Annotated in this window: 12 protein-coding genes and 1 pseudogene; 9 read left to right on the forward strand and 4 right to left on the reverse strand. The window is 57.7% G+C overall.

Annotation, left to right across the window (positions count from 1 at the left end; translation table 11 throughout):
• Positions 1-161 precede the first annotated feature (161 nt).
• From J6524_RS19095 to J6524_RS19105, 3 genes and pseudogenes are all read right to left on the reverse strand, one after another.
• Positions 162-1,571: an MATE family efflux transporter gene (locus J6524_RS19095; RefSeq protein WP_225673187.1), complete on the reverse strand. Its 1,410-nt coding sequence runs from the start codon at positions 1,569-1,571 to the stop codon at positions 162-164.
• Positions 1,564-8,031 carry a non-ribosomal peptide synthetase gene (locus J6524_RS19100; RefSeq protein WP_225673189.1) on the reverse strand — a complete coding sequence of 2,156 codons (6,468 nt, stop codon included), beginning with the start codon at positions 8,029-8,031 and terminating at the stop codon, positions 1,564-1,566. Before J6524_RS19100 ends, J6524_RS19095 begins: the two co-directional genes overlap by 8 nt.
• A gap of 667 nt (positions 8,032-8,698) precedes the next feature.
• Positions 8,699-8,983: pseudogene (locus J6524_RS19105) on the reverse strand (DUF736 domain-containing protein).
• Positions 8,984-9,305: 322 nt separating this feature from the next.
• Here J6524_RS19105 and J6524_RS19110 point away from each other — a divergent pair.
• From J6524_RS19110 to J6524_RS19155, 9 genes are all read left to right on the forward strand, one after another.
• Positions 9,306-9,557 carry an acyl carrier protein gene (locus J6524_RS19110; RefSeq protein ID WP_225673191.1) on the forward strand — a complete coding sequence of 84 codons (252 nt, stop codon included), beginning with the start codon at positions 9,306-9,308 and terminating at the stop codon, positions 9,555-9,557.
• Positions 9,558-9,866: a beta-ketoacyl-[acyl-carrier-protein] synthase family protein gene (locus tag J6524_RS19115; protein ID WP_376712048.1), complete on the forward strand. Its 309-nt coding sequence runs from the start codon at positions 9,558-9,560 to the stop codon at positions 9,864-9,866.
• A 249-nt stretch (positions 9,867-10,115) separates the two neighbouring features.
• Positions 10,116-11,438: a C4-dicarboxylate transporter DctA gene (gene dctA, locus J6524_RS19120; protein WP_225673193.1), complete on the forward strand. Its 1,323-nt coding sequence runs from the start codon at positions 10,116-10,118 to the stop codon at positions 11,436-11,438.
• A 4,915-nt stretch (positions 11,439-16,353) separates the two neighbouring features.
• Positions 16,354-17,538 (forward strand): TlpA disulfide reductase family protein, encoded by a 1,185-nt coding sequence (locus J6524_RS19125; RefSeq protein WP_225673195.1) that lies wholly within the window; start codon positions 16,354-16,356, stop codon positions 17,536-17,538.
• 316 nt (positions 17,539-17,854) lie between these two features.
• Positions 17,855-18,142: a transposase domain-containing protein gene (locus tag J6524_RS38015; RefSeq protein ID WP_376712049.1), complete on the forward strand. Its 288-nt coding sequence runs from the start codon at positions 17,855-17,857 to the stop codon at positions 18,140-18,142.
• Positions 18,139-19,977, forward strand: a complete 1,839-nt coding sequence (locus J6524_RS19135) for an ABC transporter ATP-binding protein (protein ID WP_225673197.1) — start codon at positions 18,139-18,141, stop codon at positions 19,975-19,977. The genes J6524_RS38015 and J6524_RS19135 overlap by 4 nt, the downstream gene beginning before the upstream one ends.
• 1,054 nt (positions 19,978-21,031) lie before the next feature.
• Positions 21,032-23,971 carry an amino acid adenylation domain-containing protein gene (locus J6524_RS38275; RefSeq protein WP_512699569.1) on the forward strand — a complete coding sequence of 980 codons (2,940 nt, stop codon included), beginning with the start codon at positions 21,032-21,034 and terminating at the stop codon, positions 23,969-23,971.
• Complete coding sequence (locus J6524_RS19150) at positions 23,937-24,275, forward strand: AMP-binding enzyme (protein WP_225673199.1); 339 nt, start codon at positions 23,937-23,939, stop codon at positions 24,273-24,275. Before J6524_RS38275 ends, J6524_RS19150 begins: the two co-directional genes overlap by 35 nt.
• On the forward strand, positions 24,256-24,768 hold the full coding sequence (locus J6524_RS19155) for a phosphopantetheine-binding protein (protein ID WP_225673200.1): 513 nt from the start codon (positions 24,256-24,258) through the stop codon (positions 24,766-24,768). The genes J6524_RS19150 and J6524_RS19155 overlap by 20 nt, the downstream gene beginning before the upstream one ends.
• 1,476 nt (positions 24,769-26,244) lie before the next feature.
• On the opposite strand, the gene J6524_RS19165 is transcribed toward J6524_RS19155, so the two are convergent.
• Positions 26,245-26,753, reverse strand: a 509-nt coding sequence (locus J6524_RS19165) for a DDE-type integrase/transposase/recombinase (protein ID WP_225673202.1), incomplete at its 5' end; no start/stop codon positions are given.

The raw sequence follows: 26,753 nt of genomic DNA on the forward strand, positions 1-26,753 counted from the left end.
TTGGCGGCGATACCGTCTGGTCAAACACCGCGGCCGCTCATCTCGACCTGCCGCCGCCGCTGCAACGGCTTGCAGATCACAGCAATGTCTCGACGATGCCCGAACGGCCCGTGTCCGCGAGGTCGATAAGAAGCATTTTGACGAGGTCTTCACCAGAACCATCATCGAGACTGAGCATCCCGGAGCGCTCGATTGATCTCAGCGAACTGGTGGAACATGACGAACAGCGCGATCATTCCGGCGCCCAGTTCAGCGATTGCTTGACTGGCCAACAGCCCGTTGAAACCCCATATGACCGGGAATAACAGTACGGCCGGTATGAAGAGAAAGCCCTGCCTAGCCAAGGACACAATCGCACTGAGGCGTGCTCTCCCGAACGACTGAAGCATTGTCGTCACGAAACTCTGAATACCGAAAAGTCCAAAAAAGAGATGGAACACGATGCAGGCCGAGACGGCAATTTCCGTGACCTTATCGCTATCGCTGAACAGCTTGACCAAGGGCCGGGCAAAACTCACAACGGCCGCAGAATACGCAACGGAAAGAGCGACAGTCACGGAGAGTATGAACTTCGCAGCCTTCAATACACGAGCAAAGTCGCGCGCGCCCCAACCAAACCCCAGGACAGCTTGAGAGCCTATACAGAAGCCGGTGATAGGCAGTGCGCCGATCGTCAAGATTCGTACAGCTATTCCCACGGCCGCGATGGAATCGTCGCCGAAGGGCGCAGCAGCCCCGTACAAAAGCATAACGGCAATAGCAGATAGAATACTGGTCATGGTCGCCGGCGCCCCTACCAAAGCGAGCTGTCTGATGCTATCTGCTCGCAACGAGATGTGAGATATCCTGACGAGGACTATCCCGCGAAGCTTCATAAAGTAAGCAATATAAAGGCTAATAGCGGCGATCTGAGATACCAGCGTTGCGAGGGCTGCGCCTCGCACACCGAGGTCCAGTAAGAATATGAAGAAGGGGTCGAGCACAACGTTCAGTATGAAGGCGGTAAACATCGTCCACATGCTCAATCGTGTGTTGCCTTCGGCTCTGACGATGAAGCCGTTGACGATGTTTAGAAGCATCAGGGTGTACCCAAACAAAAGCGTCGCCGCGTAGTCGATCGCTACGGGCATAATGGTTGGAGTGGCCCCGAGCGTTACGAAGATCCCTCGCAGATTTAGAAGCAGAGCGACGGTAAAGAAGATACCGATCGGAGCGGCGAGCGCGAGGGCGGTACTCGCGCCTCGACTCGCCTCCAGGTACTCACCAGCGCCAAGATGACGAGATATGAACGACGCTGTTCCAACACCGATCCCCTGTCCGACTGCCGCGAGCAGGACCACGATCGGCAAGGTCATGCTGACAGCTGCGATCGCTTGCGTGCCAAGTGCGCCAACAAAGATCGCGTTGACGACCTGGTGTAACGCGTTGATGGATACGCCAACAACAGACGGAATGGCGAGCCGCAGGATAAGGCTCGCGAGATTGGAGTCCGATAGATCGATGTGCTGTTTTTTCTTTGGCGAGGCATCGCGATCGCTCTCGATGGCGAATTCCGCATCCGGCTTATTCATGGATGAAAGTGTCGCGAGCTCTTCCGAATTCGTTGATCGTCTGCAAGAGCTCCTGTTGCAACACCGTGCAAAGATTGTGGGTCACCTCATAACCGACCTCGGTTGGATTATACCTCGTTTCGATCTGTAGATGGCCGGCTTGATATCCGACATCGAACCAGAGAAGGCGAATCACGGCAGCTTCATCCCTGTCTTCGCCGATCCAGAGTGGAGAAGGTTCCTTGTCTAGGAGACGGCGTGGAAAATGGCGCTGCAAACCCGCTCGATAATTCAATCCAATTCTGGGTAAGGGGAGGCGATCGATCCGGCTCCGCACGGCTGGATCTCGGTTTAGGAATTTCATGGCCCGAAAGCCTATTCCCTTGCGCGGCAGGGCATTGCGCTGGCGGTATATTGAACGAGCACGATCGGGACGGGGCTCCGTTCCCGTGAGACTCAAGGGAAGCGGAACGAGCTCGCTGATAAAGCCGATGATCTGAGATGGATCGAGATCGTCAAACAGCCGACCTCGAGTTGAGGTAAGGCTATCAATCCAGAGCGAGTAGTTGCCGAAAACGCGTCCAAAGGCGCCAGATAGGGCGGCAAGAAACACATCAAAGTCCTGACAATGCGCCGATCTGGCCGTAATATTGAGGAGATCAGCTGTCGCTTCTTTATCAATCTCAAAATGGTACTTGGCCTGATCTTCCCAAAGGGATCGGAAATTCGCTTCATCCATGCGGCCTTCAAGACGTGCATAGTGAAGCTCTCTCGCGGTCACTTTCGAAAAGCTCGCGCCGCCCGATGAAGTGGCCCTGACGTGTAAATCGAACTGACGGTAGTCAATGCTCTCCCAGTATTTGAGTTCGGCTGGCGCTTCGCTGTTCGCGTAGTGCTCAAGGCGCTTCAACCATGGAGAGAGCATTTGTATGTTCTCAGGACCACTCACGGCGTGGCCTGAGGCAACGGCGTTGTACGCCGCATCCAATGCTTCCAGGAACAGTCGATAGCCTATCCCGTCGGCTACGAAATGATGCATCAGGACCAGCAGATAGTAATCGCCGCTTTGCGATGTGCGGAACACCGTGACGTTAACAAGAGACGTCTGGCCGTCAAACCGAAAGGTATGTTGACGTCTTGCTGAGATGCTCTCGATTGCCTTACGCTGCTGTAGGCCGGTCATTCCGACAAGATCGATCTCCTCCACGAGGCGTTCGGCCTTGGAGGGTCCGCTTGTCAGGCGTAGACCATCGCCGGTTCGGGCAATACGGAGTCTGAGGCCTTCGTGCCTATCCATGACATGGCCAAGGGCGCGCTCCAGGATTCGGATATTCAGGAGGCCGCCGGGCAAGAAGAACAGATCGCCGATGTTGAAATGCTCATCGAAGCCGACAAGACGGTACCAAGATGAGATTGCGGGGGTAACTGGCAATGAGCCATCTGCGGAAGGGAAGCTATCGAGTGTAACCGCCGCTCCGTCTGCCGCCAATTCCCTGATGGTCGGTGTTCGATAGAGTTGGTCGACAGTGAGATTCAGCCCGGCTTTGCGCGCCAACGTGACGCAGCGCACGCTCAGAAGAGAATCTCCGCCGATATCAAAGAAGCTCTGATCGATTCCGACCGACTTGGCGCGTAATAGATCCTGCCAGATCCCAACAAGAATACGCTCCTTCCTCGTGCGGGGCTCAGCAGATGGAACAGGCCCGACCTCGCGGTAAGCAACGGACGACAGGCGAGGACGATCTATCTTTCCGCTCGCCGTAAGGGGGATACTATCAACCAAACGGAAGGCGGCTGGAATCATGTAGGACGGCAATGTGTGGCGCAGGTGGGTGACAATATCTCCAGAGCTTAGACTGTCGCGAGCCGGAACCACGCTGGCGGTCAAGCGACGATGGTCATCCGCGCCTTCTGCGACGACCGCGGCCTTTGCGATTGCCGGATGAGACTCAAGGGCCGCTTCGACCTCCTCCAGCTCGATGCGAAAGCCCCGTACTTTGACCTGGTTGTCCGATCGGCCGCAAATCTCGAGAAGGCCGCTGGTTGAGATGCGTGCGATATCGCCACTTCGATAAAGAACGCTGTATTGTCCGTCATCATACGGATTCGGCACGAAACAGCGGTTGGTCCTATCTTGATCCCGCCAGTACCCAGCGCTCACGCAGCGTCCCGCGATGCAGAGTTCGCCGGCGACTCCGACAGGGACTCTCTTCAAATGTGCATCGAGCACGTACAGTTTGACGTTATCGATTGGGCGCCCAACGGGGATGAGTGACGAGCCGTCGTAGGCATCCGATGTTTCGTAGACTGCTGCATTGGATGCACATTCCGTAGCACCATAGAAGTTCCACAACGGCACGTCCGGGAAATACGCATGCCAGCGAACCGGGAGCGAAGAAGGCATCGGTTCGGCGCTGCTTGTGACCAACCGCAAGGCGGTCGGTCGCGGGTGCCGTTGTTGGGAAGCAATGAGGCCGGATAGGAGCGGCGGCGAGGCAAATAAGTGTGTCACGCGACGTTTCGCCAACGTGCACAACAACAGATCTGGATCGAGCAACTGCTCTTGGGTCAAGATCAGCGTAGGCACACCTCTCAGAAGCCCCCCAAAATACTCCCATGCCGACGCAACAAGTGATGCGGACTTCTGGATAACCATCACGTCGGTACTGTCAAAGGGAAAGCGTCGCCACATCCAGTTCAGTCGATTGAGAATTGCCGATTCCGGTATAAGAACCCCCTTCGCCTTCCCGGTTGAGGACGACGTGTATATGAGGCTCGCAATTTCCTGATCTGATGGTTTGTCGCTGCACTCAAAATCGTGCGCGGGCGCGCCGCGCCCTTCTAGGGTCAATAGACAAATCGACGGCACGTCAAAACCAAGATCAGAGGTACTTGCGTGAACCAAAAGCTTTGCCTGACTATCTCGCAAGATATGTTCGATCCGATCACGCGGATAATCCGGCGATATAGGGACAACAATGGACTGCAAGGCTCGCGCCGCAAGAATAACAGCGGCCACGTCAGGCGACCGGTCGACCAGCATGGCGATCATATCGCCAGTCCCCACGTCAGAAGCCCGCAGTAACGACCTAATAGCTGTTACGCGCTCACGCAGCTGGCCGAATGTGATCTCACCGAAATCACCAAAATATGCTACCTGGCTGCGATTTGAGACGCTGATTTGCTCGAACGCTTCGATAAGCGGACATTCAGTCTCATATGGCTGCGCCGAGCTATTCAGCGAGTCCAGCATAGTGACGTCTGACGCGCTGAGGCAACTCAGATCTTTAATGGGCGCAAGCGGCTTCTCAACGCAGGCTGCAATCAGATAGCGCAGATTGTCGGCCATGCGGAGAATCAGATCGCTGGAAAATATGTCTTCCGCATACGCGAGCTGGAGGGCAATTTCATCGCCCTGATCTTGTGCATACAATGTCAGATCGAATTTTACATAGCCGGTCTCATATTCGCGGAATGTCAGATCCAACTCATGCTGGCCAAGTGGCTCCGCGGCCTCGGAGTACATGTTGAACATGACCTGGAAGATCGGCGATCGTCCCGCTTCGCGATGCAGCCGGGTATCTCTTACCATCCAGCCGAACGGATATGCCGAATTTGCGATGGCATCGCTGACGAGGCCCTGGATGCGCAAGGCATGAACCGCAAAGGACTCGCCGACATCGATCGCGGTGCGGATTGGCAGCATATTCAGGAAAAAGCCAACAATTTCGGCGCTGCCAGGTTGATCCCGTACGACGTGCGGTATGCCAACGATAATATCGTCCTGACCGCTATACGTCCGCAGCAGCAGTTTGAAGCATGCCAGGAGTATTGTCGACGTGGTGCACCTTTGTCGCCGCGCAAACTCACGTACCTGATTGGAGAGCTCGCTGCCAAGCAGAACCGCATGTGAGGCGCCGCGGTAGGAATTTGTTTGCGGCCGCGCTCGTCCCGTTCCAAGCGAAAGCACCGGCGGATCATCGCCAATCTGACGACGCCAATAGCTACGTTGGTTGGCCAGCGCCTCTGCAGTAACGTGTTGTGCTTCCCAGACGGCGTAGGTCGAGAGTGACGCGCGGTTCTCTGGCAAGAACGCCGCGGCATCTACGTACCTTTGTTGAAGGTCCCTGAGTAGAACAGAGATCGACCAGGCATCGATGATAATTTCATGAGCGGTGATCAGTATGAGGTGGTTGTCAGGGCCAAAACGGATCATGCGCGCGCGAAACAGATGGCCTTGGCTAAGATCAAAGCTGCCGTTCAGCTCTGTTCGCCGTAACTCTGCGACCAGCTTCTCAGCTTCCTGCGCCGTGAGATGAGACGCATCAGTCAATTCAAGGCTTGCGTATTGCGGAGCATCAAAAAGCTGAACCGGACCGTCCTCGTCGATAAAGCGTGCCGAAAGTGCCTGATGGGAATGAACGACATCGGTCCAGGCGCGATTGAACGCCGCCAGATCGATGATGCCCCTTATTCGCAGGCCGCCTTGAATGATGTAGTTCTTGGCGGACGGATCGAGCTGCGAGAGAAACCATAGGTGCTCCTGAACTCGCGTCAGAGGCGATCGCATAAGCTTTCCGTACGTCGGGGCTGTGCGCGGTTTGGAGCCGGCCCCGGCCGAGATCGAAGCCGCAAGAGATCGGATTGTTCCATTGAGGACTAGCCTGAAATCCGTTCTCACTCCGAGCCGGGTCTGCAACTGGCCCAATATGAGCATTGCCCGGAGCGAGTCTCCGCCGAGGCTTATGAACTGGTCCTTCACACCAATGTTCTTAATACGCAGAACGCCGGACCAAATTTGACACAGCTGGGCTTCGAGCTCTGTTTGCGGCTCCTCGAAGGGCGTCGACAATGGAGGGCGAACACTGGTCGGGTCCGGCAATGCTCCAAAATCGACCTTTCCGTTCCTGGTCAGTGGAATACTGGCGAGGTGGATGATCCTTTCTGGGAGCATGTAGGTGGGAAGCGCTTCGGCAAGAAAGTTCTGAAGCTCGCCTTCGGTCACTTCAGCCGGAGCTGACACGTACGCGATGAGTCGTCTCGATCCAGTTTCCCCCTCGGCCCTGGTTATATCTCTCGCCATAAGCTTTACGCCTGCGCAGACGGAGGCGACCGCGACGGCGCCACGTACCAAATGATGAGCGGCGAGGCGGGCCTCGATTTCTCCCAGTTCAATTCTGTGGCCGCGGATTTTGACCTGACGGTCCCGTCGACCAAGACATTCCAAAAGGCCATCGGAACGAACGCGCCCGAGATCACCTGTCCTGTATAGGCGCTGGAACGACGGGTTGTTTGAGAACGGGTTTGGCCCAAAGGCATCCTTGGTGCGAACGTCATCATTGACATAACCAGCGGCGACACCAACGCCGCTAACACAGATTTCGCCGATCTCTCCCGTGTTGCACAGCCTCGGTCCGTCGGCGACATAAACCACAAGGTTAGAAATCTGTTTGCCGATCGGCACATAAGGGTCAGCCAGCGCAGGCGCCACGGAAACCAGATGATGCGTAACGCCGTCCGCGCACTCGGTCGGCCCGTAGTGGTTGAGAATGGGGACCCGGGGATATAAGGCAAGCCACGCACGCGCCAGTCCGGGTGTTAGAGGTTCTCCGACCGTTGAAATAATCCGCAAACTGTCCAGAGCTCGCTCAGCAACCGCAAGCGACTGCAGATATTCAACAAATATTGCAAGCATCGACGGAACGAATTGAACAACCGTCACGCCATATCGTTGAATTGCGTTGAGAAGGGATACTGGCGATTTTAGTGTCGCATCATCAATGATCGCTATACAGCCGCCGACGCAAAGCCCTGCCAGAAGCTGCCACAGCGAGATGTCAAAGCAGTGCGATGCCGTCTGCGCGATGCAATCCGTCCGAGTGAGGGTTAGGGCATCAATCTTTGCCACCAAATGATTGTTTAGGGCTGCGCGCTCGATCATTGCGCCTTTAGGCTGGCCCGTCGACCCCGACGTAAACAGAATGTAGGCGAGTCCATCCTCGCACGATGGTGGCACGGCAGGCGAAGTCTGGCTCTCGCGCAGCGCCGCCTCTATCGCTATGAATTGCGTCGTGCCTTTGCTGCTTGCCTGGAACGGGCTGAGCGAATCCACCTGGTCTGGGCCAATAATCAGAGCGCAGCGACTCTGCTCGATCATGAATGATGTACGCGAAGCCGGTAACGATGGATCGAGCGGCAGGTACGTTGCTCCAGCCTTCAATATTGCGACTACCGCCGTCGCCCAGTCGAGGTCCCGCTCACCCCAATAGCCAACGACCATGCCTTTAGCGCCCCGCTCTAGTAACGTCGTTGCGAGAGCATCCGATCTTAATCGCAGCGCTTTGTAGGTGAGTTCGTCTGCGCCGTACCTCAGCGCAACCCTTTCCGGATCCGATCTAGCAAGGCGATCGATCGCGGTGATCGCGTCGATCGGTTGAAGTTCCACAAACTGATTTTTGCCTGATCGACTTTCCGTAGGCATGCGCGCCCCGCCATTCGTCCTTCTGCGGCCGTTAAATCAAAACACCGAGGATTGTGATTGAGCGTGTGCAGTGCGTAGCCACCCTGGTTCTGCCAGTCATAGTGTGCCGTTTTGCCCGTTTCTTAACTTCGTGCTTTGCGTTCACTACTGTTTCCTCGATGATCGGCAGGGGAACACGGCCGGACGCTAGAGCCTCAAGTTGGCGCTGGCATCTACCAGATCTTGTAGTAGACACGCGGGTAGCCTGCATGACACCAGCGACCAAACGCGCCCAGAGACTCGCTCCGGCTTGTGATTTCTTGCATTTGTAGGCGCCTGGACTATGGTTTGGTGCTCTCCTCATGAAAGCGGACTTGGGGCTCGCCGGGAAGCAGGTCGCCTGCGGCGATCAAGCGGTGACGTCGATTGTGCAAGAACAACACGTGTCATCGTTTTCCACGAGGCCGGTCTTTATCTGCATAGCCGCTGAAGGGCAGTCGTTAAGCACTCAAACGTTTCGACGCTCTTGGCCATAACGAGAGGGGCAGGCGGCGTGCCGAGTCGTGGGTGTGCAGAACCATCCACCGCGAGGTCCTTGGTCTGCTGATGTTCGCAGTCGTCGGTCTGGGTGCACACGACAACGCGCTTGGCGAGACGCCGCGGGCCATCAGTGCCGGCTGCGGCGGGATCAGATGAGCTGGAGGCCTTTCTCTGTCCTTCCACATCGATCAGGGTAGCGTAGATCGGAGCTGGAAAGCTCGGATCGTCCAGCTTGACCGAGGAATAGTCGCTCCGTATCCCTCGGTCTTCTGCCAGGGGGCGCGCAGCTCGACATCAGGCCCAAAGAATGCGGAAGTGCGGCCCTTCAGAGGGGTTCTCGACGCGGACCAGCTTGGCCTTCGTTTCGAGCGAGGGTGCGAATCGAGCCGGAAAAATCATTGCCGTTCGAGGTGAAGGTGCCGATGGTCGCCATTATCGCGTCTTTGTTTTCACTTTCCCGGGCCGCGCCATCGCGGCCTCGATGGCTGCCGACAGACCTGAGGCGGTCGATTCGCACCCGAAGGGGCCAGCCGCTGTAGAGGGGCGCCAGGGTGCGACCTTCTTGTCCTGCGCGAGGAATTGATACGCAGCGTGGATGCCTACAATCCAAAAAATCAATTTTACCAATGTTTCGGAATGTTGCATTGGCAACAGCACCTGACGCGCACCGGTCACGTCACTGTTTCTATCGGCGACGCGGCTCGGCTGAGGAACGGCGTCGCGTTCGCGTCGAGGCGCCTGATGGATGCAATGGGATGGCAGATCAAACTCGCGAAGGAAACCATCGCCATAACCAAGGAATACCCGGGGGCGGCGGCGAGACAACGATCGCCACGGAACTTACCTTGCGTGGCATCCAGTCGCCGGAGTTGACGGACCTCATCTACGACCTGGAGCAGTCCAACGGCATGCAGATCGAGATGAACACGGATAATGCCTGCTCGAATCTCAAGCATATCGGCGACACGGTTGACGCTGTCCACGGCTTGCTCGCTAAGAAGGCCTGAATGGAGAGGCGCGTCGTCATTTTCGGAATGGGCGGGCTGTGCGGCCTAGGCACCTGCGCCGCCTCCAGCTCAAAAGAGATGCGCGAAGGCCGCTCCGCCATCGGCCCGATCGTCAACTCCGAGCTTTACGAGCTGAAGGTCAGGATCGGCGCCGACCTCAAAGCTCTAGCGGAGCATGACATCGACCGCAAGCAGCTCGTCGATCTCGACGCCACGTCCAATGCGCTGCGCCAGCGCAAGGTGCGCGTGGCGCTGAACAACTCCTCTGCCTTCGGCGGCACGAACGGTTCTGGCATTCGGCCAAGCTAGTCAGGAGATTGTCGGTTCACCGTCTGGCTGGTCGAACGGCCGCATGGCTTCGGCGCGTGGTGCGCGTCTTGCTTAACAAGAGAAAACACACGTAACAGCCAGCCTGCCTTTGGAATCACGCTGCAGGCTGTCGGATTTCCGACATCGCCGTCTTCAATCGGACACGGCTGGCATGAAAGGCTCGTCTGATGCCGTCGCCTCTCAACGCGCGGCGGCTCGGTGTTCGAGTTCGTACTGGGAAGGAGCGTCATGACCACCATCGCAACAGCGCCGCCCGCGCGGGCGTCGCAAACTTGGTACAAAATCCTCTACGTTCAGGTGCTGATCGCGATCCTGATTGGCGTCCTCGTCGGTTGGCTGTGGCCGTCGCTCGCGACCAACGACTGGGTCAAGGCGCTCGGTGATGGCTTCATTAAGCTAATCAAGATGCTGATCGCGCCGATCATCTTTTGCACCGTGGTCTCGGGTATCGCGCACATCCAGGATGCGAAAAAGGTCGGCCGGGTCGGCCTCAAGGCGCTGGTCTATTTCGAGATCGTCTCCACCTTTGCCTTGGTGCTCGGCCTGGTGATGGGCAATCTTTTTCAGATCGGCCACGGCCTTGCGGCCAAGCCCGATGCCGCAGCCGTCGCCAACTACGTGAAGCAGGCGGAAGCCTCGAAAAGCGTCGATTTCATCCTCAATATCATTCCCGACACCGTGGTCGGCGCGCTGGCGCGCGGCGACATCCTGCAGGTGCTCTTGTTTGCGATCCTGTTCGGCTTCTCGCTGATGGCGCTGGGTGAGCGCGGCGCAAAGTTGCGTGGCATGATCGACGACGCGGCGCACGCGGTGTTCGGCGTCATCGCCATTATCATGAAGGTAGCGCCGATCGGCGCGTTCGGGGCCATGGCATTCACGATCGGTAAGTTCGGGCCAGCGGCGCTCGGCAATCTGATCGGTCTCGTCGCGCTGTTCTATGCTACGGCCGCGCTGTTCGTGGTGGTCGTGCTCGGCCTGATCGCGCGCTTCGTTGGCTTTTCGATCTTCAAGTTTATCGCCTATATCAAAGACGAGCTCTTGCTTGTGCTCGGCACCTCGTCCTCCGAAAGCGCGCTACCGCAGTTGATGAGGAAGCTCGAACGGCTGGGCTGCTCGAAGCCCGTGGTCGGCCTCGTGGTGCCTACCGGCTACTCCTTCAACCTCGATGGCACCAACATCTACATGACCTTGGCAACGCTGTTTATCGCTCAGGCGCTCGGGGTCGATCTCAGTTTCGGCCAGCAGCTGACCATTCTCGTCGTGGCGATGCTGACTTCGAAAGGCGCAAGCGGTATCACCGGGGCCGGCTTCATCACGCTCGCGGCGACGCTTTCAGTGGTTAATCCGGTGCTGGTGCCGGGCATGGCAATCGTGTTCTCGATCGACAAATTTATGAGCGAGGTGCGCGCACTTACTAATATCACCGGCAACGGTATTGCCGCGGTGTTCGTGGCCTGGTGGGAGGGCGAACTCGACCAGGCCACGCTGCATGCGCGGCTCAACCAGAAAATCGATCCCACCGACGGCGAGACCTCGACCATGGCGGGGTAGGCGGCTGCAGTTCTATCCGTCATTCCAGGGCAAGTCGAACTCGGATGTAACCGGATTCGCGGGTCTTAGTGGTGCAAGTCGGCAGCAGCCGATTTGGATTGCGCACGCGGAAATCTCTCGCCGCGATCTCTGGATTGCCGGTTCGCTCGCTTCATGAGCGCCCTGGAATAACGTCTAAAAGGCTGCCCGTGAGACGAGGGGAAACCCCGGTTTGCCGGGCGGTTTCTCAGGAGCAGCCGAGTATGAACGGCTGCTTGAAAGTGGAAGTCCTCTATCCAACCGCATGAGGGCAAAGGGTTAGCGAAGTGCAACGACATTGCGAAGGGGGGTCTGAAGAAGCCGTGGAGCAAAGCCGCGGACGGACTAATCTAAAGCGTGATGAGGTTAGCTTAAATCGATTTGGGATTCCAAAATGAGGAGACCTCTGATTTACCATGAGGGCTCGGCGTGGAGGCCAGCATGGATGGGAAAGCCTTACTTTGAGGATCTTCGGAAGCGGGTCGTTGTAGGTTGTTACCGGCGGATATGCCGGAGCGAGGCGGCTAAACAGTTCGGCATTGCGGTCAGCACCGCCGTAGGATGGGTGCGACGGCATCGGAGATCGGCAGCGTAGCGCCCGGCGGGATGGGCGGCCACGGGCCGAAGGCGATCCGGCGAACACCGTGTCTGGGTTTTAGGACGAAACAAGGGGGCTTTAGCTTGCGCGGCTTGGTCGCCGAGCTCGCTGATCGCGGGCTGAAGGCTGATTACCGCTCAGTGGGAGTTCGTCCACGCCGAGAAGCTCAGCTTCAAAGAAAACGGTGGTGGCTGGCGAACGCGACGGTCCGGACCTCGCCCGACGGCGAGCTCAGTGGATCAAATACCAAGATCGCCTTCGAACCTGAGCGCTTGGTCTTCAGCGACGAGATCTGGAACAGGACCGATATGGCGGCCTAGCGGGAGTGGGCGTCCGGTAGCGAGAGGAGTCCCAGCAAGGTTCCGCATGGCCGCTGGAAGACTATGACCTTCCTGGCTGCATTGCACCATCTTTGGATCGAGGCGCCATGTTTCTCGAGGGGCCGAACGATGGTGAGTTTCCGCCTTTACGTCGAGAAAGTCCTCCTTCCGACGCTTCGTCCCGGCGAAATTCTCATCATGGACAATCTCGGCAGCCATAGAAGAAAATCGTACGTCAGCTTACCGGCCTCTTCAGTTTCACATAAGTGCCGCTGTCGTGAACCCAGAGCCGATGCTTGGGCATCGTGCGACAGTCTTTGCTCCGTCTCCGTACTGAAGACGTTCGCAGATATGGCGCGCTCGACCTTGGAGGCCAGGACACTCAAGTGATCCGCAAGCCTTGCGAACAGCTCTCCCTTTTCCAGGCCAGTCGTCAGATCGCTGATCAATTTGCATTCGGCTGCATCAGTGCGGAGCTTTTTCAAGTGCTTCTGCAGGTCTTTAATTAATATGCCGTGGGAGCGACCTATTCAGACCAATTAATCGGGGTGTAGTTCAGCTTCCGCCGATCCATTTCCGAACCAAACAATTCAATAGGTGCGCAGATTGCTACCAACAAAGCGGCAACTTCCGGCGTTCGCGCGACCGGCGACACTTGCCGCCGCATACTTCCCCAAAGAGACAGTAAGCTCTCATCTTTCGAGCTTGAAAAGTTCATGCGGACGCCCCAATTCTTGCGCGCAGTTGCTACAGGCATCTCAAGGGCCGGAGCGTTCGTTTCGGATATTGCCACGCAGAAACCAAGTACCCGCTGCACATTAACCACACGAGTTTTTCGGTCACCCGCGCTACGCCTATCACGTCGGTTCGAACAGAACAGCTGGGTTTTGCAGCGTCAATGTTTGATCGTTCCACGTGTTGCCAGCTAGCCGGTGTGGCTTAGACTCATCAGTTGGCTGCGATCCCACTTCGTGTTCAGGAATTAATTTGACGTGTAAGCGGTCGCGCAGTTCAAAGGAAGTGAGCGATGGAGGTGCATATGTATTCGGCTCTTGTCGGGATTCTTATTCTTTTGAGCATCGGCATACTATTGGCCCACGCGATGGATGCTTTTCGCTCCCGTTTGTGAGAGCAAATCCCGATACGGACGATCCGCTCATGCAAACAGTGCTGCGCCTGCCTCAGTTCTGACGACGGATCGCGCCCCGTGAAGCGATCGAGTTCTCAGAGCGCCGTCCTGCGTGCGGAGGCCTCTCCCGTAAGCCAAGTGATGTCGGCGGCGTCGCCCTCAGCCGCTCTGGAGATCCGGCGGCGACTTCGGCGATCCGAAGGTGATCCGGAATTCGGCGAACTGACCCGAGGATCTGTTCGCGCGCGGGGGCTGTACCCTTCTCGCAAGTCCGCGCGAGGCTCAGATCAAACCCGATCAGGAAGTCACCCATATAGGTGCCGTCTAGCTTCTAGTTGAACCGCCTCAGCCTATCATTTCAAGGTCGAGTAAGCACTTTTTAAGGTTGTTATTCGCTTCGGCTGAGAACCTTCTTGTTTCGTCTTGCCGCTTGAAACGCGACTTGACTGGTTTTGCACTCACCGCGCCCAAGTGCCTGCAGACCCTCGTGAGATCGCTCGACACACCCTCCAGGATAAAGCTAGTTTTCGAGCGGCATCATTTCGGAAAAGAACGCCTTTGACGCTGCCTACTCAGAGCCGGAAGCCCCTCGAACTTGAGCTCCACGAGTGGGACCAGGCCTTCGCTTCCGTCCCTCCAACACCCTTCCCATGCTCGTGATCAGCGAGCTGAACATCCTGGCCTCGTCTCGACCGAAAAGGCCCATCTAGGCTACCTTCGCAGCTCTCGGACCTGGCCTTGATTGCCTGGTCGACAAGCCCCTCGTTCTTCCATATGTGCGAATGGACGCCGTGCAGCGAACCGGCGGGTTAATGCGGTGGCAGAGCTCAAGGAAACCAGGCAGGCGCACATCACCGTTTGGTGGAATGGCGGTTCTCTCGGCAGCGCAGCCTTTTCCTAAGAGGTTCTATCCCACGCTGGACATACTGGTAACCAACGCCGGCAACCGCGTTGGCTGCAGAAGACCGTTTGATGATCGAGAAGATGCCGACAAAGATGTAAGCGGTCATCATGGCTGCAAACAACAGATACCCGATCGTCGTGACGGGCGCCGCTCAGACGCGATGATGAAGTCGAATAGATGAGATGCCGCACAAATCTGTGGTGCAGCGGGGTGCGAATTGCGGCGCTGGCTTGCGCTGCTCGCGAGATCGGGTGCTACTTGATGTAGTCCGAACAATTCGAAATGATCAATCAGAAATGCTTGTGAACACGACCATCCAGCCGACGAATGAGGCTGTCGCAGCCGTCACCGCACTATAGCTTCCGCGCCTGCCGAATGCCACTACCAGCAGCGTGAGGCTCGCAGCGATAAGTACTTCGCTCAATGCGCTTCGGCACTTATTATGTCCAGGAGTCTTTGAAGCGCTTGCGCGTTAAGACGCTGTGTTGCATGGCAAACGGAGCCATCCGACCCCTCTACGGCAAGCGATTCGATGCATGTCTCCCGGCCCGTGTCCGTCTTCGGCACGACTAGGCCGCTCGCGAAACCGACAGCACATAGAATTGTGATGAAGAAAGCGATGTCCGCGGCCGATCCGTAGAGAAAACTGACGATTTTTGAAAATCGAGTTCCGGACGATTCCTGGATAATGCGGTGGGTTGGGGTCATGATCGACTCCGTTAAGCCAACACTGCCCCACGCAGGGCGATAAAGAATACCGAAATCACGGCCCAAAGCCCTGAAGAGGCACTTGGTTTGTCGGTAACGCGATAATAGGTGTTTTTGAGGAAAGAATCGTCCGGAATCTGCTCAACAGGCCTCTCGATCCTGGTAGCTGAACGGTAGTCGAACGGTCGCGCTACGCTCCAACCATCGGTTGTTCTTTGTGACCGGGCTATCCAGCGCTTCGACCGAATTGCGCGACCACGACGAAATCAAGGCGCTCTACCTCGGCGCTCGCCGCGATGGCGTCAGCGAAGCCGCTGACGCCTGCCGTTGCCTGACTTTGATTGACAGAGGGGAAACTGGCCTGGCTACGGACAATCTAGCGCAAGATCAATTGAGACGTTTATTCTGGAACTATAGGCGGAGCAATCGAATCTCGACGGTCTGCACTATGAAGGCGACGATCGGCGGTACGGCGATCTGCAGGGCTTGCGCTAGGACGACAGTGTTCATGGGGCCAGCGGGGTGCGGCCAGCCGGGCCTCCTGGTCAGAAAGTTGTGAGATGAACGCCCTCATAAACCTTAGCTCGCATCGAGGCGAGCCGCGATAGATTTTTCGATACGGAGGCAACGATTTTAGAACGGGATAGGGGTGTCAGCCACCCCCGTACCCGCGACTGGACAGCAAAACTGATCGGAGTACCAGTTTGTGGTGCAGGAACCGCTTGGCGCGATGGCGAGCTGGCAGTTTTAAGGCGCACCGATAAGCAGCACCCGCTGCAGTGCCCCGCGAATGATTCCGTCCTCATAGACACGAACACGCGTCGCCGGTCCACGGCCTTGGCTTTGTCGACTCCGATCGCGCGCCTCATCCTGTCAGGCAGGGAGAGAGGTTAGCAAGTTTTCGTTCGGTGACTCACAACACCAACCGGCTTTTCTGGCAGCGCTAAGGGCGCAATTCGTGTCCAACAGCTGACAGCGGCACAAAGCCCGTCAGGTTCAGAACACCGATCGGCTTGGGCTCCGTGGAGTTTTTTTCAAAGCTAGTCAGACGCTTAATGCGGCGCTGACGAAGATGGCACGGCTATTGCTGTTGAGATCCAGCAACACTGAGTCAGGGCTGAGTGAATCCAGAGCGCAAAACGAGCGATGCTCCTTCCCTTGAACCCGTGTGCCCCGTTCTGAGAGATACGCTGGCGCAAAAAGTCGCGCAACGTTTGGCAATAGTTATGGAGAACAACATGGTGCTGCGCATGGAGTCCTCAGCTCCTCCGATCAAGGTGGAGAACTGGCTGCGTGGCCAGCCCCTCACGAGCTTCCAACCGGGAAAAGTGTACATCGTCGAATTTTGGGCAACTTGGTGCGCACCCTGTGTGGCGGCGATGCCCCATCTGGTGCAGCTGCAAGATAAATACAAAGACAGCGGAGTTGAGGTCCTCGGAGTCGCAGCTTACGAACGAGCTCCAACGGCGGACGAGGCCCGAACCAACTTGGACGCATGGTTGACCGAAAAGTTCTCGAATATCAACTACCGGATCGGATTCGACTACACAGGGAATATGAACAAGCTTTGGATGGATCCCAGCTTTTCTGTCGGGATTCCTACCTCGTTCGTCGTCGACCGTGACGGCCATATCGCCTTTATCGGTTCTCCAACGCAACTCAATGACGTTCTGCCGAAAATTCTTAACGGCGGCTGGCGCACCAGCGATGAAGCTAGAGCCGCCGATACAGAGCGGATCGCCGAAGGCGAACGCACAATGCACGAAAAGACGCGCAAGCGAGCGTTGACTGAGCGGATCTTCGCCAAACTTACGCCGGCGATGAAGGCGGAGGATTGGGCGAAGGCGCTTTCGGCGCTCGAAGAGGCCGTCGCTGTGATGCCGGACGACGTCAACTTCCGCGTGCTCCATGCGGATCTGTTGCTTCACAAAGTGCACGACTTGCAGACCGGCTTGCCGGTCATGAGTCAATTGGTTCGCGACGCGATAGACAAAAAATCCGAGCTGTGGATGGCCGGGGCGATGCGCCAACTCTTCGATCCGGCGAATGACAACTCCCACTTCCCGCCTGCCGAACGCTTTGCGATGGGCAAGGAGTTGTCCGAACACATCCTGGCACTGAATCCTCCGCAACGCGGCGACGGCTCCAAGTTCCTGTCCTATGGGGCGGTCGCTCAGTATTATTATGAGACCGGAAACAAGGATCGCGCTGTCGAGTTGGTCGAGGTTGCTCTGAAATCGCTGGACGGTCCTGAGCCTATCCCCGACAAACTGAAACAGCAGATTCTGTCGCTGTTGGTCCAAGCGCTGGCCAACTACAAGGGTGAGAAGGCTTGCTACGGGGCTCTTTGTGCGACTCCGCAAGACGGGTCTCCGAAAGAGTCAAAGCGCAGGCGCCGGAAGAGAAAACATGAAAAAGGGTAATAGTCGGAATTGCTCGCGGGTGAATTCATCCATTTCTCCGGCGGGCCAGTGGCAACTAAAGACCATCGAGTACAGCGCTGGATCGTTTGCGGCAGGTTGGAGGTCCAAATTGCGATGACCTCCGGCCGGATCGAGGCGGACGTGATCTTCCAGGTGAAGTCGCACCGTCATCCCATGATGCAAACACTCTGGCGGTCTTAACGGTCTACACGAAATGCTGAACGACTCATTCCTCATAAAAAAGCACCCTTTGCGCACGGCCATGGCGGCGCCCGGACTTAGGCGGCCATCGCCATGCTTCTGCAGACGGGCGAAGATGAATGGCGTCGATCCGCATGTCTGGCTCATCCAAGCTATCGAACGGATCGCGCAAGGCTGGCCGATTTCTCAGATCGATGCTCTCATGCTCTGGAACCCCCAAAGCTTGAACCACTCAGCTACGCTTACGCAAAGAGGGGGCGAAATGGGAAGAAGATTTCGATCGAAGCCCCCAAACCCCGAGCATTATTGCTTCGCCTCGGACGGCAGCGCCAAGCATTGGGCACATCGCGTCTGGATCAAAAGGGTCTTACGCCGCGTGTGGCAGAAACTGCTGGCGCCATGATGGTTAAAGATGACAAATCACCCATCGCAATCGGCGTGGTGATCCCGTTCGTGTTCCGTCACTGGCTAAAGCAGCCCGTCCGCGTCGCGATCGTCCTCGTCGGCTTCTTAGGGGCCACGGTGGCCGACCTGTTCATGCCGGTCTACTCCGGCCATCTGGTCGATGCATTGACGTCGGGCTCCTTAGACCAGGCGGCCCGACATGCGGCGATGGTTGCGTTCGGCGGCATCGTCGCGCTTGGCCTGCTGTCGATGATCCTGCGGCTTGCGGGCTTGCAGGCGATCGCGCCGTTCACGCTGAAAACCATGTCGGACGTGGCGCGCGAGGCCTTCATGCGGGTGCAGCGGTTCTCGACCGACTGGCACGCCAACTCGTTCGCCGGCTCGACCGTGCGCAAGATCACGCGCGGCATGTGGGCGCTCGACCTCCTCAACAACACGATTTTGATGGCATTGTTGCCGTCGCTGGCGGTGCTCGTAGGCTCGATGATCCTGCTCGGTCTGCATTGGCCCGTGCTCGGCGGCGTGATCGCGGTTGGCGCAGTGATCTATGTCGCGATCACGACGGCATTGACGATTGGCTACATCGCACCGGCGGCCCGTGTCTCCAATACCTGGGACACCAAGGTCGGCGGTACGCTGGCGGACGCGCTCACCTGCAACGCGGTGGTGAAATCCTTTGGTGCGGAGGCGCGCGAGGATGCGCGGCTTAACGGTGTCGTCAACCGCTGGCGGGCGCGGGTACTGCGCACCTGGCTGCGCTGCAACGCCACCGGCACAGTGCAGCTCATGATGCTGTTGTGCTTCCGCGTTTCCGTGATCGGCGGCGCCATTCTGCTGTGGATCGCGGGACGCGCCTCGCCGGGCGACGTCACCTATGTGCTGACCAGCTACTACGTCATCCACGCCTATCTGCGCGATGTCGGCATGCACATCAACAATCTGCAGCGTTCGGTGAACGACATGGATGAACTTGTTACCATCCATGGCGAGCCGGTCGGCATTGTCGATGCGCCCGACGCCAGGCCGATCGACATCCAGGGTGGCAGGATCACGTTCGAGGACGTGACTTTCCTTTATGTCGGGCATCACGCGCCGCTCTACGACGGATTGACGATCGACATTCGCGCCGGCGAGCGCATCGGTCTGGTCGGCCGTTCCGGCTCCGGCAAGACCACGTTCGTCAAGCTGGTGCAGCGGCTCTATGACGTCTCCGGCGGCCGTATCCTGATCGACCGTCAGGATATCGCCAAAGCGACGCAGCAATCGCTGCGCAGCCAAATGGCGATCGTGCAACAGGAGCCAATCTTATTTCACCGCTCGTTGGCGGAAAACATCGCCTATGGCCGGCCCGGTGCCAGCATGGCGGCGATCGAGCAGGCGGCGCGGCTTGCCAACGCGCACGACTTCATCCTGCGGCTGCCCAAAGGTTACGGCACGCTGGTGGGCGAACGCGGTGTCAAGCTGTCGGGCGGCGAACGGCAGCGCGTCGCGCTGGCGCGCGCGTTCCTCGCGGACGCACCGGTCCTGATCCTGGACGAGGCGACCTCCAGCCTCGATTCGGAATCGGAGGCGCTGATCCAGCAGGCGATGGAGCGGCTGATGAAGGGACGCACCTCGATCGTGATCGCACACCGCCTGTCGACGGTGCGCAGCCTCGATCGCATCCTGGTGTTCGACCGTGGCGAGATCGTCGAGCAGGGCACCCACGCCGCGCTGATCGCGCGGCCGGGCGGCGTTTATCGCGGGCTGTTCGAGCGGCAGGCCATCGAATTCGGTCAGATCTCGGCGGCAGGCCAGACTAAAGCATGGCTGGCCGCATCCTCGCAGCCTTAGCGCTATTTACCTTGGCTGTAGCTGATTGGCATCGCGCCGGTCAGCCCCCCGGCATCGCAATCGAAATTCACCGCGAAGGTGTAGGATTGTCTTGAGGGAGAGCGTCTCTAAAGCGGGAATAGGGCGGTTGTCGGAAGGACAATCGGAGATTCCGGGCCTATTGTTTTCTGGGCGAGTATTATGATCAAAGCGAAAAGGAACTATTCGCTCATCCTCAAGCGCGATGTGAGTGTCCTGTGGGATAATATTGGCCGTGCCAAAGCTGCTTTTTGAGAGGCGGATCTGGTGTCCAGGCGCTGATTACGAGAAACTTTTTCAAGACAAGATTGTCGTCAAGTTAAAGCAAGGGAACCTCGTCATCCTTTTGGCATCATCCTTAAGCAGGCGTGCGAGTTCTCCTCAAGAGGTCACCTTCGTCATTTGACGGCCTGCATTGTCGTGCTCAGCGATGTCCAGTTGAGGACGTTATGTCCGCAACTCAACACTAACGCTTAAGTATTCTCCGTCTCGGAGCGAAGTGCATGGATTTTTGCCTCTTCAAGGGGGGGCCTGCTCAACCTTTTGGGTGGCACGCTGATTGCTGGGACACGGTGAAGGATCTGTTGCGATCATGGCGGTCCAGCAGCTGCCCGCCTACGGAGACAGATGAAGCTTGCTCGACTGATCCAATCCACGCCATGGGGGCTGCGCTGTTGAGTGCGGCTTCATTAAGTGAGGCTTTGCCGCTTCCATCACGGGTTCCGCTGTCGTTGATCGCGCTGGATAACTCTCAACACTGGCCGGCTTTGATTAGCATTCAACCCGGTTACTCCTGAGCGAATGCAAATCAGTGTGACCGGATTAAGTCGCGATGTGGTGCGGCGCATACGGCGAGGACTCCCCAACCTACAGCATGGAGTAGCTGAATATGGCACATTGGTCTGCTTCGGTATTCGCAGACGCTTGCAAACCGGGCGATTGGGATGGGCAACCACCTGCAGTCGCATCAATTCGTTCCAGCATCTTTGTTGGTAGTGGTACGCTAGCTATTAGGTGTGCTCAGCTAGTAAGTAAGATGGGTCACGTCGTCTGCGCGGCGCTGTGTGCCGACGCCATATTCCGGGATTGGGCTTCTCGCGCCGATATCTTGTGTGTAGACAGTGTTGAAGAGCTCTCCGCGTTAATGAATGCCGATCCGGTAGAGTGGATATTCTCCGTCGGAAATCCATTCATATTGCCACCGGATGTGTTTGCCCGAGTCCGTGAAGGCGCTTTCATTTATCAAGACGGTCCGTTGCCACGATATGTGGGAGCTCATTCGACGTCTTGGGCGCGGCTGGCCCAAGAGACCGACTATGACATAGCGTGGCATCGTATCAATGATGGTATTAATCCGGGTGAGTTGGTGGTTGAGCGCCAAGTTTCTATTGCGTCAACCGATACGGCGTTGACCCTGAACCTCAAATGTCATGAAGCCGCTGTCGAAGCTTTCCGAGAGCTTCTAGCTGATTTAACGAATAGAGAGCTCCATGCTGATCCGCAGGCGCTAGTGGATGGAAGTGTGTTTCCGAGGTGTCGATGCCCGGATGCTGCGGGCTGTCTGCGATGGAATCGATCCGCGCAAGATCTCTCAAGCATAACACGCGCCTTAGACTATGGGCGGTATCATTCCAATCCGTTGTGTCTGCCCAAGGCGCTCCTGGGCGATGATGTTGTCGTAGTCAGGCGCTTGGAGGTATCTGCGGGACGCTGCGGCCTTCCGGCAGGGGCCCTGGTTGACATCCACCGCAGCAACTGGCGTGTGGCGACAGGGACAGAGGATGTTGATGTTTGGTTTGCCAGCTCAGACGGTCTGACTCTGGATGCGCGGACGCTCGCGAGACAGTCCGGTCTGAATGTAGGCGATCGCCTCCCGATTTTGAGCGATGAGGAGGCGCGGAGCACAACTGTTGCCCATGAAATATTGGCGCCTCGGGAGAATTTTTGGCGGCAGCGGCTTGAGCAGTTTAAGACATTGCAGCTTCCGTTTCTGTCGTCTCCGGAAACTGTGGCTCCGCCCAGATGGCAGTCGAGTTCCTGGCTCGTTCCAAGTGCCTTGGCCGAGCTGTCGCCACTTGATCGCACTGAGTACTTGCTGACTGCTTGGCTGATCTATCTCGCCCGCATCACGGGAGAATCAGAGCTTCAATTGGGATGGACTCCCGCACCGAATGGATCGCGAGCCGAGATGAGGGCGGCGGAGGTCCTTGTCGCCTCTGTCGTGCCGATGCAAATGACCATTGATCTCGGTCGTGATTTTGCAGGAGTACGCAAGGCGGTCGCGGCCGAATGCACTGATCTGAGGGAGCACGACAGTTTTGCGCGCGATCTTATTGCGCGCTCTCCGACGTTGCGCGGCATGGAGGCGCTACAATCGCGCCGGCCTTGGCCGATTGGCGTGACGGTGACCGCGAATAGCTGTTCTGCCGCTGGTGATCTACCTTCAGGCGCAAATTCTGAGACAGCCCTTTCCGGTGATTTCCTAACGTTTGAGGTTTGCGCTCTGGATGGGAGCTTTCGGTGGCACTTTGATGCCAGTCGCTTGGCCGCCAAGCAGATCGACCGTATCACGGAGCATTTGCAAAATTTGTTGTGTGCTGTGATACGCGATGCACACAAACCGGTGGAGCGGATTGAGCTTCTGTCGTCCGAGGAGCGCGCATACCTCTTGGAGGAGATGAACCGGACGGCGGCGCCCTATCCGTCGGAGCGATGCATCCATGAGCTGTTTGAGGCGCAGGTGCGCCAGGCGTCGGATGTGCTGGCGGTCACCTGCGCGGAGGAGCACTTAAGCTATGGCGAGCTCAATGCGCGGGCGAATCGGCTCGCACATCATCTGATCGCGCTCGGGGTGAGGCCGGATCAGCCGGTCGCGATCTGCCTTCAGCGCAGCGTGGCGATAGTGGTGGGGCTGCTCGCGATCCTAAAGGCGGGGGGCGCGTATCTGCCGCTTGATCCGGCCTCTCCGTCCGCGCGGTTGCGGCAGGTTCTTGAGGATGCGGCGCCGCAGCTGGTGCTGGCCGATGCGCCGGGACGCGCCGCGCTGGGCGATGTGGGCGTCGATGTGACGGTGGTCGATCTCGCGACGGCGACACCGCCTTGGGCAAATCTGCCGGCGTCGAATCCGGATGCGCGCGCGCTCGGTCTGACCTCGCGCCATCTCGCCTATGTGATCTACACCTCGGAATCATCAGGCACGCCCAAAGGCGTCGAAATGTCCCACGACTCACTGATGAATTTGCTCTGGTCCTCACCGGAGCTTGGCGCGCCCAAACGACGCACACTTCAGTTCACGACCCTGAACTTCGACGTGTCATTCCAGGAATTGTTCAGTTGCTGGAGGGACGGCGGGCTGCTCGTGCTCGTGCAGGAAGAGACCCGTGCGGACTTCTCGGCCTTGCTAGAATTTGTGTGGGGTGAAGCGATCGAGCGGCTTTTCCTCCCGATCGCAGCGTTGAAACATTTTGCGGAGGTCTGGAGCGCTAAGGGAGTGCTGCTGCCCTCTTTAAGAGAGATCTATACATCGGGCGAGCAATTGCGGGCGACCCCAATGCTCAGGTCGTTCTTCGAATTGCACCCAAGGGCGAGGTTGATCAATCAGTATGGGCCTACAGAAACCCACGTCGTCACGGAGCACCGTCTCGGGGCGAACCCAGCATGTTGGCCGCAATTGCCTCCCATCGGCCGACCGATCGCGAACACGCAGATTTACCTGCTTGATCGTCGTGGTGAACCCGTTCCGTTTGGGGCCGTGGGGGAGCTTTACATTGGCGGCGCGGGGGTGGCGCGTGGCTATCTGAACCGGCCCGAGCTAACGTCGGAGCGGTTTTTGGCCGATCCGTTCAGCGACGAGGCGGGGGCGCGGATGTACCGGACCGGCGATCTCGCGCGCTATCTGCCGGACGGCAATCTGGAGCTTTTTGGGCCGCAACGACGACCAGATGAAAATCCGCGGCTTCCGGATCGAGCCCGGTGAGATCGCGGCGCGGCTCGTTGAGCGCGCCTCGGTGCGCGACGCGGTGGTGGTGGCGCAAGGGGAGGGTGCGGCCGGGAAGCGTCTTGTCGCCTATGTCGTTACCGCTGCCGAGCACGCCGGCGAAGCTGAGGGGCCTGAACTTGCCGCCACGCTGCGCACGCACTCAAGTGCGCGCTTGCCGGAGTACATCGTGCCGTCTGCGTTTGTGCCCCTTAAGGCGCTGCCACTGACGCTGAACGGCAAGCTGGATCGCAAGGCACTGCCGGTGCCGGAGGATGAGGCGTATGCAACGCTGCGGCTATGAGGCGCCGCAAGGCGAGATCGAGACCACGCTGGCGCAGCTCCGGGCGGAGCTTCTGGGTTTCGCGCGGGTCGGGCAGCACGACCAATTGTTCGCGCTGGGCGGGCAATCGTTATTGGCGGTGCGGCTTCTCAGTCGAGCGCTACATCGTGGGTTGAGGTTTAGCACCTCTGGACTCTTCCAATCTCCCGTTTTGAAAGAACTTGCATCGAAGATTGATTTGGAGCCACACCGCAATACAACTCAAGTGCTTTCCGTTCATGCAACGGGATCGCAACCGCCACTCTTCTTTATTCCGACAGTTCTCAGAGATTGTTCTTATGTCCTCAGCTTGGCAATCAAAGAGCTTCAGCCGAGGGCCCGCGGGATATTCCTCAGGGGCAAAGCTACATCATTCGTGGCTTTCATCGATGTTACGGTTACCTGCAAATCCATTAGCCGATCCGAAGCCAAAACAGTACTGGAAATGGTTGGAGCCCTTCGAGTGCTTAGATGATGAGCGGTTCGAAGCGTTGGAGCACTTTGCTGGAAAAGCTCAGTTGCTGAGCTGCTCGAAAAGGCGCAGCAAATTGGAGCCATACCTGCAGATCGTGATCTCCACAATGGGACTTTGATGTATGAAAGAGTTGCCCATTATCAGCGCTGCGGTTGTATCAACTTCCGTTCCTGCCAGTTGAATACATCAGTTTTATGCCGCTGAGCCTCTGCTCAGCCGTCCGGCACGAGCAGTCAAGACTTGAATAGGTCCGAGATGCGGGGTTGGAAACCAGATTTTAGATGCGGCGGCCATTCATGGCGCCGTATCCATTCGAGGCAACCACATGACGATGATAGTTGTTCCAGAGAACCGCCGACTTCTGGCTCGATCCTTATCAGCGGCCTTAAACAAACTCGCCGACAACGCCCAAGGAAGCAGCGGTCAGGCGCGGCAAGCGGCTCGTTGTCGCAACAGTCTGAGCTAGACAACAGCGCCTGGCCGATGGCGATGCGCTGCCGCTCACCGCCGGAGAGATGTGAGGGAGAGCGGTCGAGCAGCGCGCTATGCCGTGCAATTCGACCAGCCCATCATGCTCGATCGGCGCTGGTTCGGGTTCGCGGCGCCGTTAAACAAGTTGCCGCGCCGCACACTTTCTTTCTGTGGGATTGGACCAGACCATCAACCTGGCCACTTCTCCTCGTCTGCAATGGAGAGACCTATGTCGGCTTCGGCTTCTTTGGAGAAGTGTAAAATGTGCCGCTCAGCTCGATCAAATCGCGTGCCCAATGTGGGATTTTACTTCTGCCGGAATTGCGCTGATCTTTAGGCTGACGTCATTCACAATCCTGGGCGGAAGGAGTTTGTCGATGCCAGGCGATCCGAAATCGCACGGCTTATGGGAGATGACGGCTCCATCGCCGGCAGACGCGGGTCCGCTTGTGGGAGATGCGGAAGCCGATGTTGTTGTGATTGGCGGCGGCTGCGCTTCATGCTCTTGTCTTGTTGTGGGCCAGAGCTAACTTCAACCTGGATTAAGTCCATGGGGCAAGGTCAATCCAGATACCAGGCCCGGCGGCTCCCATCGCCGTGTGAGCTCCAGGAATGGCGTCGCGCTTTGGGGACCTTGCGGTACGGCAATCGGCGGCCTTGGAGTGCAATGGGACGGTTAAGACGCTTTACTCGGCGGCCTCAGTTTTGTGCCCTGGTGCGCCCATCAAACAAATCCAACAGTTGCGGCTTCAATGACGTCATACCGACCGGTTTGCACCATTTTCGGCCGCGCCGTAGCAAAACGAGTGCGCTTCAACCGCGAACCGATTCTCAGTGCACTCAATGGTCGGGCACTTCGGTGAGTTTCCGGATCTCGTGACCTCGCTGAAAATCGCTGATGGCTGGTCGCCCCAGCACAGGCGGACTTGAAGTGGACCCTATGCTGAGGACCACTGGGTCCGGTTTCTTAAGTGGAGCTGCTGCCGTTCCTTCTTCCAAATAGCTCTACGCTACTCTTGCTTGCTGCTGTTGTGGCTGTGGGGATGTAGACAACGCGCAGCGTTGTCCAAGCTTCTCGCTAGCGAGAAGCGTCATATCCACAGCCTCTTCGCCGAATGCGCCGGTGACACCGGCCCAGACCGCCATCGGCGCGCGGTTTTCCAGCGCCTGATGAGGGCGCTGGAATTTGTAAAACTCGATCCATCGGGCGATTCCAGCTTTGGCCTCGTGGCCATCCGAATAACCCTTGAGATAGATGTCTTCGTATTTGAGCGAGCGCCACAGCCGCTCGATGAACACGTTATCCATCCAGCGCCCGCGACCGTCCATCGAGATCCTGACTCCAGCGGCGGACAGCGTCGCGGTGAAGGCGGCGCTGGTGAACTGGCTGCCCTGGTCGGTATTGAAGATCTCAGGCCGGCCGAAGCGCGCCAAGGCCTCTTCCAGCGCAGACACGCAGAACGATGTGTCCATCGTGTTCGACAGGCGCCAGGCCAGCACCGCTCGGCTCGTCC

It is taken from the genome of Bradyrhizobium hereditatis (assembly GCF_020329435.1).
Taxonomy (GTDB): domain Bacteria; phylum Pseudomonadota; class Alphaproteobacteria; order Rhizobiales; family Xanthobacteraceae; genus Bradyrhizobium; species Bradyrhizobium hereditatis.